11 protein-coding genes are annotated in these 9,970 nt (G+C 41.5%); 6 read left to right on the forward strand and 5 right to left on the reverse strand.

The window, feature by feature from the left end; translation table 11 throughout:
* Positions 1–1,058, forward strand: a 1,058-nt coding sequence (locus tag ACEW80_RS03560) for an LptF/LptG family permease (RefSeq protein ID WP_373525270.1), incomplete at its 5' end; no start/stop codon positions are given.
* Positions 1,059–1,326: 268 nt separating this feature from the next.
* On the opposite strand, the gene ACEW80_RS03565 is transcribed toward ACEW80_RS03560, so the two are convergent.
* Positions 1,327–1,947 carry a CP12 domain-containing protein gene (locus tag ACEW80_RS03565; protein ID WP_373525271.1) on the reverse strand — a complete coding sequence of 207 codons (621 nt, stop codon included), beginning with the start codon at positions 1,945–1,947 and terminating at the stop codon, positions 1,327–1,329.
* Between the two features lie 428 nt (positions 1,948–2,375).
* Here ACEW80_RS03565 and ACEW80_RS03570 point away from each other — a divergent pair, with 428 nt between their 5' ends.
* Entirely contained in the window at positions 2,376–3,641 is a 1,266-nt protein-coding gene (locus ACEW80_RS03570; protein WP_373525272.1) for a hypothetical protein, read from the forward strand.
* A gap of 215 nt (positions 3,642–3,856) precedes the next feature.
* On the opposite strand, the gene ACEW80_RS03575 is transcribed toward ACEW80_RS03570, so the two are convergent.
* Positions 3,857–4,486 (reverse strand): TetR/AcrR family transcriptional regulator, encoded by a 630-nt coding sequence (locus ACEW80_RS03575; protein WP_373525273.1) that lies wholly within the window; start codon positions 4,484–4,486, stop codon positions 3,857–3,859.
* A 111-nt stretch (positions 4,487–4,597) separates the two neighbouring features.
* Between ACEW80_RS03575 and ACEW80_RS03580 the strand changes: the two genes are divergently transcribed.
* The gene (locus ACEW80_RS03580) at positions 4,598–5,290 is read left to right on the forward strand and encodes a Coq4 family protein (RefSeq protein ID WP_373525274.1); all 693 of its coding nucleotides are present in this window, start codon (positions 4,598–4,600) and stop codon (positions 5,288–5,290) included.
* A gap of 61 nt (positions 5,291–5,351) precedes the next feature.
* The gene (locus ACEW80_RS03585) at positions 5,352–5,561 is read left to right on the forward strand and encodes a hypothetical protein (protein ID WP_373525275.1); all 210 of its coding nucleotides are present in this window, start codon (positions 5,352–5,354) and stop codon (positions 5,559–5,561) included.
* Positions 5,562–5,579: 18 nt separating this feature from the next.
* Here the strand turns inward: ACEW80_RS03585 and ACEW80_RS03590 are convergent, their stop codons facing one another.
* Complete coding sequence (locus tag ACEW80_RS03590) at positions 5,580–6,260, reverse strand: S-layer homology domain-containing protein (protein WP_373525276.1); 681 nt, start codon at positions 6,258–6,260, stop codon at positions 5,580–5,582.
* A 153-nt stretch (positions 6,261–6,413) separates the two neighbouring features.
* Positions 6,414–6,893 (reverse strand): hypothetical protein, encoded by a 480-nt coding sequence (locus ACEW80_RS03595; protein WP_373525277.1) that lies wholly within the window; start codon positions 6,891–6,893, stop codon positions 6,414–6,416.
* A gap of 191 nt (positions 6,894–7,084) precedes the next feature.
* Between ACEW80_RS03595 and rpiA the strand changes: the two genes are divergently transcribed.
* Positions 7,085–7,792 carry a ribose-5-phosphate isomerase RpiA gene (gene rpiA / locus ACEW80_RS03600; RefSeq protein ID WP_373525278.1) on the forward strand — a complete coding sequence of 236 codons (708 nt, stop codon included), beginning with the start codon at positions 7,085–7,087 and terminating at the stop codon, positions 7,790–7,792.
* A gap of 288 nt (positions 7,793–8,080) precedes the next feature.
* Positions 8,081–9,133, forward strand: coding sequence for a hemerythrin domain-containing protein (locus ACEW80_RS03605; protein WP_373525279.1), 1,053 nt, complete (start codon positions 8,081–8,083; stop codon positions 9,131–9,133).
* 212 nt (positions 9,134–9,345) lie between these two features.
* On the opposite strand, the gene ACEW80_RS03610 is transcribed toward ACEW80_RS03605, so the two are convergent.
* A partial coding sequence (locus ACEW80_RS03610) for a sensor histidine kinase (RefSeq protein ID WP_373525280.1) occupies positions 9,346–9,970 on the reverse strand: 625 nt, incomplete at its 5' end.

The raw sequence follows: 9,970 nt of genomic DNA on the forward strand, positions 1-9,970 counted from the left end.
TTTCATCACTTGGCGTTACCATTGATGCTGTATTTGATCTCGTCAGAAAAATCGTAGAATCTGGGCTACCCATAGACATTGCTATTCAAGTTTTTTTATTAAAATTTCCCAACTTTATTGTTTTAGCCTTCCCCATGTCTACGCTGCTGGCTACTTTGATGACCTACAGTCGTCTTTCTAGCGACAGCGAACTAATTGCCCTGCGTGGTTGTGGGGTCAGTGTCTATCGCATGGTGCTAACTGCTGTGATGTTAAGTCTTGTGGTTACAGGAATGACATTTATATTTAACGAACAAATTGCACCAGCCGCAAATTATCAAGCGGCGATGACTCTGGAGAAAGCGCTCAAATCAGACAAGCCAGCTTTTAAACAGCAAAATATTTTCTATCCTGAATACCAGGATGTTACCCAGCCGGATGGTTCTAAGAATAGGATATTGACACGCTTGTTTTACGCCGACCAATTTGATGGTAAGCGGATGAAAGGTTTGACAATTATAGACCGCTCAACAAAAGGTCTGAATCAAATTTTGGTATCAGAATCCGCCCAGTGGAATCCTTCTCAAAATGTTTGGGATTTTTACAACGGCACGATCTATTTTGTCGCTGCCGATCGCTCTTATCGTAACATCGTCAGATTTGAACACCAACAACTGCAACTACCACGCACACCATTAAGTCTGGCAGAAAAAAGCCGGGACTATGGTGAGATGAATATTTCTGAAGCACTACAGCAATTAGAAGTGGAAAATCTCGGTGGCGATCGCCCAAAAATTCGTAAACTGGAAGTGCGGATTCAACAAAAAATCTCCTTACCTTTTGTATGTGTAGTTTTTGGCTTGGTAGGTGCAGTGATGGGAAGCATACCCCAGCGGACTGGGAGAGGCACCAGCTTTGGGATTAGTGTCATAGTTATATTTTCGTATTACTTAATTTTCTTTATTAGTGGTGCGATCGCGCAAGCAGGTGTTCTCTCTCCCTTTATGGGGGCTTGGTTGCCCAACTTTCTTTTTTTAGGAATAGGTCTATTTTTATTGATGCAAGTTGCCAAACGATGAATAGTGCTGAGTTCCGAGTACTGAGTGCTGAGTAAGGTAAATTGAGGAAATAGAGGAGCAGGGGGAAAATTCCTCTCTGCACCCTTCCCCCCGCCCCAATGCCCTTCAGGATCGCTGAGTGGGGATCTCATTTCTATACTCAGCACTCAAAACTGGGAAATCGGAACTGTTTTGCCCAATGCCCAATGCCCAATGCCCAATGCCCAATGCCCAATGCCCAATGCCCAATGCCCAATGCCCCTTTACCCTCTTGATCACAACACCTCAATTACGGTTGATAATTTCGACATTCCGGTGCATCTGGGTTTTCCTTACAGTATTCCTCAAAAGAGACTTTGGCTGATACCATACCCTCAGCTTTCTGATGAGCTGCTTCTGCCTGGAGTTCTTCTACCTCATCCCAGGCAGCTGCACAAACTTTAGAATAAGCGCCTTGTTCGGTGCAAATAGCACGAGCTTGCTCAATTGCTTTTTGAATTCTCTCTTCCAGTAGTAGCGCTTTTGGCGCTTCTACAAAGTCGCTTTTGGTCAAAATATCGGTAATCGAAATGATGCCCAACAGCTTGCCTTGAATCACAGGCGCTCGATGAATACCAGTGTTGGCAAATAACCGCGCTACATATTCCACACCCAAATCAGGATTTACCACAATGCAGGGCTTGCTCATAATTTCATAAACCCGCACTTGCTTTGGATCTTTACCGTAGGCTGTTACCTTATAAACAATATCCGTTTCTGTGACAATACCATAGGCATCATTGTCATAGCGACGATCCACAACCAGCGATCGCAATCCTTTTTCCTTCATTACCCCCACTGCTTCAGCAACAGTCGCCGAACCGCGAATGGTAACTACATCTTTGGTCATGATATCTTCAGCTTTCATCATTGCTGTAGTCTCCTGGTTAATTAGTCCGGTGCAGCACTGCGCCCTCAGAGGCGTATCGAAGCATTGCAACGCACAGCTTGCTAACTAGAAAGTAAAAAAGTTGAACTTTTGTCCAGCCATAACCATAAACTTAGAGCAACTGTCAACTCATGATGATATCCAATGTGACCAATGGCCAAAAACTCAGCATAAATTGCCATAACTTTCTAGAAAGTCTTGCCAAAGAACTCCAAGGGGTAAAAAGTAAATTTTTGACTACTATATATCTATTGGTAATGACTAATAACTGATGGAGAAGTTAGGATAAAATCACCATTCAAACTTCAGTTGAGATATTTACTGTTGAGGAAGGCAGAAGCATCAAACAGCAACGCCTTCAACTTTCGTCAATTTTTACCGATTTTTAGTAAATTTTAATCATTTATCTTATGCCACATCGTCATTATCCTCCCGCCTATTTACGCTATCTCAAAGCCAGATTATGGAATCTAGGGCGACCTGGTTTTTGGGGAACTGCAATTTTTTTATCTGTGGTAGGGCTAGTAACCTGGGAATACTCGAAAAACCCAGATATTTTCGTTTATAAGCAAAAAAAGCAAGTCGCTTCACAAAAGCCTGCTGATTCCGACCTTTCCGAAGAAAACAGAGCTATTGCAGCGGATATTGATAACTTGCCGGTTTTATTTAATGACTTTCAACAAGCAACTGTCCCATCAACAGCAGATACCTCTAAGGAAAAAAAGAGCCCAGGCTTACTAGAGGACGTAATTAACAAACAAAAGTCCGTTAATGATACCAAATTAAATCCTGGTTTAGGCATAGTTAATAACGAACCTAACCCAACGATGAAAAATCCCTTTGTCGTACAAGCAGAAAATTTATTGCGTACTGGTGGGACAGCTGATAATAGTAGCCAGTTTCTAGGCTTCAAATCTTTAACTGCGGAGTCTGAAAAAACAACTGGGGAACAAACATCTTCTAGCTTGGGAATTGGATTTACTGATCAAACCAACAAGAATCGAAATTCTGTTTCCATTAGCCCTCTACAAGCAGCGCTCAACCAATCGACCAACCAGAAATTGTCCAGTTTCAATGGTACTGCAACTCAGACAAATACTTTAGGCCGAGTCTCTGAGCCAGGAGCAACGCTAATTCCACCTATTAATAGTTTACCCAGTCAGAATTATCTACCAAATACTGGGTTAACTGCTGGGACAGGCTACAGTTCAACGGGTACGAACTTGCCACAAAATCCCTACAGCAATTTAAATAACGGTCAGATAGCGCCTACTGCTACAGGTTATACGTCAACGGGTACCAACTTACCGCAAAATCCCTATAGCAATTTAAATAACGGTCAAGTCGTGCCTAGTGTAGCACCAGTAACGCCCCCAGTGACCTCGATCGCACCAACTAATAATGCACCTTACTCTAGCCAGAGTCCAAGTGCTGTCACCCCCACGAACCCGACTGGATATGGTAATTATGGTTTGCAGCAGCCAAATTACTTACCACAATCTAATTATAGTTTGCAGCAGCCGACTTACCTACCACAATCTAATTATGGGTTGCAGCAACCGACGCAACCACCACAATCTAATTATGGGAATTATGTGTTGCAGCAACCAACACAGTCTAATTCCTTATATCTTCGCCAGATTCGAGACAAGTATAGAAGTCCAGGTCAAAGGTGATTTTATTTGCAGTGAAGAGACTCTCCACTAACGAGTGATGAGCGTTGGGGAATAATGCTGGAGTTTGACGATGTTACTCTGGAAAAGTTTGGTCAACTAATAGCATCTGCACTCTATGGGGTAGAGTGGATGAGGTAATTTGTCGGGCTGTTGTGGCGATCGCTAACTTCGGTCAGGCAAATTCTGATTAATTGGGGTTAAAAACTTGCAGGTCGCTACAAGTAACTTTGCAAGTAACTCAGAGTCAATCTTTTTGTTTCTGTCACCAGCTGTTGACGGAATTTTTTTTCTTGGCTAAGAGATGTCCACAAAAGAGTGCCGATGATTTTTACCAATACAAAAGCGATCGCTTCATAGACGATTGGTTCTAAATCTGGACAACGCTCCGATATAAACATCGCCAAATCTTGAATCAGTTGGGCATCAGCCGCCGCATCGATCGCTTCTAGTCCAGGCATTGAACTTTGCAAGGGCATAAAGATGGCGTGATAACCTGGATAATCGGCAAAGAATTGCTCAACCGTATCAATTACCTGCTCCATATATCTAGAGAGAGGTAAACTCTTGCTTTCAGGTGTATCCAACTCTACTAGTAAGTGATGGAGTTGCTGGTTGTAGCGAACTGCCAGTCCGTAAAGAATTGCTGCCTTATCAGGAAAGAATTGGTACAGCGATCCGATAGGTACTTTGGCATTAGCGGCGATCGCATTGGTACTAGTAGCGTTATAGCCCTCCGTAATAAATAGTTGTTCAGCTACATCCAAAATTTGATTTACACGCTCTTGGCTACGGGCTTGGCGGGGCTGGCGGCGCATTCCTCTGGGCTTTGATGAATCGGTGGTCATGAAGTTAAAAAAATCTGTGAAAAATTTGCTTGACTAAACATGAGTATTACTCGTATTATTAAAAATGTGAGCAATAGTCATATTTTAGTCTAACCACAGGAGGATATTGTTATGGACAAAGATTTACTGACATTATCCAGTTCTAAAGTTGGAAACGATATAACCCATCAGATGCAACAAATTACTGCATTACAGCCTTTTCTAGCAATGCTTGCCGGAGATTCAAGTCTAGATGTAGTGGGAGAGATGGTTGCTGCTTTGCTGGAAACACCTTCCTTTGACATTGCAGTAGAGTACCTAAAGCGTGATCCTGGTTCAGCAGCATTAATTGAAGAGCGATACATAGCTCCGCCTCATGATCTGGACACTCTGTTGCAATATCCACCGGATTCCTTGGGATACCTTTACAGTATGGCAATGAAGGCAAAGGGATTTCGAGCCGAAGACTTGTACGAAGAAATACCCATTTATTCCGATGCCAGTTATGTGGAGGCAAGACTGAGCCAAACCCATGATATCTGGCACATTGTTACCGGTTTTGGTATATTACCATCTGACGAGATCGGATTACAGGCATTTCACTTGCCACAGTTTCCCTACCCTCTAGCAGTATCTTTGCTTTCTAGTAGCATGATGTCTACCCTTCTATTCAATCCTGAAGAATTACCCACTTTGCTTGATGCTATTCAAACCGGATGGGAAATGGGCAAAAATGCCAAATCTCTCTTTGCTCAAAAGTGGGAGTCAGCTTGGGGAAAACCCTTACTGCAATGGCAAAAAGAGCTAAATCTTCTTTTGGATTGAAATGGTAAGTATTTAATGAGGCGTGGTCATCTGCACCTCTATTATCAAGAGAGGAATCTATATGCAGCACTTGTGTTCATATTTATACCGATTGCCCTATGCCATGCTAGAGAACTTTGAGCTTTGGGGAGTTTACGAGGCCGACTTCAGCGAGGCTGTAATTAGTTTGTTAGCATTTCAGCTACTTGAAGATGCGATCGCTCACTTGATTAATTTGAGCAAACAGAGACAACCTGTATGGATATCCTTCATCCAGTGTCTTGGTTTATAATCTAGGACAAATCTTAAGCTAAGGTGATTGTGGGCTATTTGGAATAATCGGAACTTCTGGAGTTTCGGGTTGTTGCTGTTGTCGTTGCAAATATTTACTCAATACATAAGCCATATCCCCACGGGTCACGGGTTTTAATGGAGAAATATTGCCTTGAGCATCTGTGTTAAGAAATCCCTCAGTCGCTACTGTGGCGATCGCTTTTCTAGCCCAAGCTGGGATAGACTTTTCATCTGGATATGCAGCAAGAATTTCATTAACAGCGTCATTGGGAAACTGAAATACACCATAAGCCTGGGCGAAAATAGCCAGAGCTTCAGCCTTTGTCACCTTTTGGTTAGGGAAGAATTCATTGCCCCGATAGCCTTTCATGATATCAGTTTTTAAGACTATCTGTATATCATTAAATGCCCAATGAGAACGAGGAACATCGGGAATAGCTAAATTTTCTTTGCTAACAGCTTGTCTTTTATTCAGCCCAAATGCTTTCACCATAATCGACGCTAATTCAGCGCGACTCAGTAACCTTTCTGGATAAAACTTGCCATCAGAAAAGTTTGTCATCCATTTAACAGCAGTTACTTGTTGAATAGAATCAGATGGTACTCCAGAAGTAGGTTCTGGCAGTTGAGCCTGAGCAGTTGTTGGCAAATTTTGTAGTAGTGCCATTAAAGATAGAGCAATTGAAAGCTGACGCATTATGATAACCACTTTTAGCTGCTAAATGAATTTTAAGAACTACATTACTCAGGTCAAAGCAAAATTCAGTGTTGCTAATAACCTATTATTCAGCTATTGACGAATTTAGACTGGGCAATGTTGCTCCTGATACGTAAAGTGTGGCTATAAATTTTAAAAATTAGGACTTTGTTCAAAATCCCAGCACTTCCCATCCTTCCAGATTCTACCAGTGTGTTCACATTCTGATTTATCGTAAATCCAAGGAATTGAAGTAGGGTAAAACGAGGTAGGTAGGGGAGTAAGTGAAGGCAATGCAAAAGAAAATATAGTGTAACCACAAGCCGATATAATAATTAGAAATCCGATGACGAACAATATATTGACAGGAGTCCAAAAAGGATATAAACCTCTTTCAGAGCGTAAACGCACTTTAGAGCGACGTTCTAAACCTCCTAGCAAGACCAAATAAAACCTTAATCCCGGAATTGGCAATGAAACTCTTATATCTAAAGAATGACGTTTCCAAGTACAAGCGGCAAAACCCTTCTTTATCGCTTCTAATTGCTCCACTGTGAAGGTACTTGTTACTTCCGGGCCAATCTCAGTGAAAAGTCGTTCAAAAGTAGGAGCAGTTTGTTGGGGCTGTTTCATTATTTTTGTATATTAATATACAGATTGTTACGTTCGTCATCTCCTTTGTTCCGGACATTACAACGTTTTATTTTTTGTAAGTCCCTAATCAAGGAAGTAGAAATCAGCAAAAACTTGTTTTTTGCCTTTTATCTTTTGGCGTTATCTGCCCACTACTATGGACTATAGTCAGTTTTTCAGGAGTTTTGGGAATGACAGCAGCAGATCCCGTAAAGTTGATGAAGCAAGAAGTTGGCAAAGCCGCCGCCGCCCTAGTTAAGTCCGGTTCCATTGTGGGGTTGGGTACGGGGTCAACTACAGCATATACGATTCAGTTTTTGGGCGATCGCCTCAAGTCTGGTGAACTCAAAGATATCATTGGTATACCCACATCGTTTCAGTCAGAGGTGCTAGCGAAGCAATACGGTGTTCCTCTCGCTACCTTGGACGCTATTGACCACATCGATATCGCCATTGATGGAGCCGATGAAGTCGATCCGCAGAAGAATTTGATTAAAGGCGGTGGTGCAGCACATACCCGCGAAAAAGTTGTAGATTACCTGGCAGAACAGTTCATTGTCGTGGTAGATAGTGGAAAGTTAGTAGACCGTTTAGGTTCTACTTTCGCTGTGCCTGTAGAAGTGATTCCAATGGCAATTACTCCTGTTACCAATGCCATCAAAAAACTCGGTGGCAAACCAGAACTCCGCATGGGTGTAAAAAAAGCTGGGCCAGTGATCACTGACCAAGGCAATTTTGTCTTAGATGTCAGATTTGACTCTATTGAAGATCCAGCCAGCCTAGAAAAGACATTGAATAACATTCCTGGCGTTTTGGAAAATGGTATCTTCGTTAACTGTGTTGATTTAGTTTTAATTGGTGAAGTCAAAGATGGTCAGCCATTAGTGCGCCAACTGTAAAAGTCATAGATTTTGGATTTTGCGGAAAGTCTGAACGTCTGGAACCTATGCTCAGACTTTCCAAGACAGATTTAGAGATTAAATGTAACACTAAAAAGTTTGCTCTGATTATAACCATGAATTGAAGCGATCGCTTTAAATTTATATTTAATTCTGCAACGCCAAACTTTTATTTTTATACCCAGAGGTATGAAGCGATCGCTCAAAAGAAAGATGAAATACCCCTAACGTCTATGCAAAACTTAAATAAGTTAAGAATTATGAACACTTTGCCGGGGAGAACTACAAATGGTATCTACTTTAGATGATACGAAACGCAATGCTATTGCTGTGAAATTGGCAAGTATTAAAGCGTTACAACAGTTGGTTATCGAAAATGAACAACTGCTTTTGAAAGAGGGACTGGATGCCGAAATTGTTGATCGCATTCGGGATTTCCTCAAAGATGATCAAAAAAACCTGGGCGTTCTAGAAACTGTAATTGGTCAGTATGGTATTCAGGCCGAACCCAAAAAAACTGTTAGAGAATTCATTGAAAAAGCTGGTGAATTGTTCAAAGGTTCTGAGTTGAGCCTGTATGAAAAAGTATCTCAGCATGAATTGCTGAAACATCAACTAGTAATGAGTGGCTTGATAGTTCACAAGGCTGCTCAAAAAGTTGGTGCTGACGTTTTACTAGCGATCACACCTTTGAATACCATTAACTTTGAGAACCGCGCTCACCAAGAGCAACTCAAAGGCATTCTAGAAATTCTCGGTGTCCGTGAACTCACTGGACAAGATGCAGATCAAGGAATTTGGGCGCGTGTTCAAGATGCTATGGCTGCGGTAAGTGGTGTAGTAGGTAGTGCTGTTACCCAAGCTAGCGACAAAAACGATCTAAATATCCAAGATGTCATTCGCCTCGATCACGGCAAGGTAAATACCCTGTTCACCGAACTGCTACAAAGCAACGATCCACAAAAGATCCAAGAATACTTTGGTCAAATTTACAAGGATTTAACAGCCCATTCTGAAGCTGAAGAAGAAATTGTATACCCAAAAGTACGTCCTTTCTACGGTGAAGCTAACACCCAAGAACTGTTTGATGAACAAGCTCATGCGAAGCAGGCGTTAGAAGAAATTAAGGCTATCAGCCCATCTTCACCCCAATTCAAAGAAAAAGTCAAACAATTGATGGATGCTATTGGCGACCATATTCGTCAAGAAGAAAGCACAATGTTTGCTGCTATTCGCAACAACTTGACCACTGAGCAAACTGAGCAACTGGCTACCGAATTCAAAGCTGCTAAGACCCGGATTCAAAAAAAATTAGGTGTTGTCAGCGAATCGAAAATCTAGTTACTAGATAAAGAAACGCGAAATTTTTTCCATACTTAAAACTTGCTAAGAGAGTAACTCCTAACATATAGTGTTGGGAGTTTTTATTTGCTAGGGTAATTGCACACCTGAGTAAAAATAGAGAATATCTTTTTTAAAAACTTTGCTGCCAATCTTTAAGGGTTTTAGACATTTCAAATGGTGTCTTATTTATGCCGCGCCGCACTAGAGTTTCACTCATCCTGAACTGGAATTTTAATAATAAATTCAGTTCCTTCTCCAGAAGCAGAGATGCATTGCAGTTCTCCCCCATGTTTTTCCACAACAATTTGATAGCTGATGGATAGTCCTAATCCGGTTCCTTTTCCAACAGGTTTAGTGGTGAAAAAAGGATCAAACAATAGCTTTTTTAACTTCTCTGGAATTCCCGAACCATTATCAGCAATGCCAATAATTACTTGCTTATCATCAGTGAATTCAGTACGAATACGAATTTGTCCTACCCTCCGGTAAGCTGTTGAAGTGTCTATGTCATTTGTCTTTTGCTCTTTAATCAATGATAAATGACTGTTGACTAATGACTCTTCTACGGCATCAATAGCATTCGTCAAAATGTTCATAAATACCTGATTGAGTAACCCAGCGTAGCACTCCACTAGGGGGAGATCGCCGTATTCTTTAATCAGGTTTATACTTTTACCCATTTGGTAATTATTAAGAGGATGTTTGAAAAGTCGGAAAGGGTGTAAAAAAGCTCTCTCAGTATAAGCTGTGAATAGATAATAGACAGCACCGAGAGAGTAACATGAGTAAAGCATACCCCAGCAACCTGACCCGCGCCCAATATGAATTTCTGAG

Origin of the sequence: Nostoc sp. (genome assembly GCF_041747015.1) — a bacterium.
Classification (GTDB): domain Bacteria; phylum Cyanobacteriota; class Cyanobacteriia; order Cyanobacteriales; family Nostocaceae; genus Nostoc.

Coding starts and splice junctions, on each gene's coding strand:
- ACEW80_RS03605 (WP_373525279.1), top strand. CDS start 8,081: ATGGTATCTACTTTAGATGATACGAAACGCAATGCTATTGCTGTGAAA.
- ACEW80_RS03585 (WP_373525275.1), top strand. CDS start 5,352: ATGCAGCACTTGTGTTCATATTTATACCGATTGCCCTATGCCATGCTA.
- ACEW80_RS03590 (WP_373525276.1), bottom strand. CDS start 6,260: ATGCGTCAGCTTTCAATTGCTCTATCTTTAATGGCACTACTACAAAAT.
- ACEW80_RS03595 (WP_373525277.1), bottom strand. CDS start 6,893: ATGAAACAGCCCCAACAAACTGCTCCTACTTTTGAACGACTTTTCACT.
- ACEW80_RS03575 (WP_373525273.1), bottom strand. CDS start 4,486: ATGACCACCGATTCATCAAAGCCCAGAGGAATGCGCCGCCAGCCCCGC.
- ACEW80_RS03570 (WP_373525272.1), top strand. CDS start 2,376: ATGCCACATCGTCATTATCCTCCCGCCTATTTACGCTATCTCAAAGCC.
- rpiA (WP_373525278.1), top strand. CDS start 7,085: ATGACAGCAGCAGATCCCGTAAAGTTGATGAAGCAAGAAGTTGGCAAA.
- ACEW80_RS03565 (WP_373525271.1), bottom strand. CDS start 1,947: ATGATGAAAGCTGAAGATATCATGACCAAAGATGTAGTTACCATTCGC.
- ACEW80_RS03580 (WP_373525274.1), top strand. CDS start 4,598: ATGGACAAAGATTTACTGACATTATCCAGTTCTAAAGTTGGAAACGAT.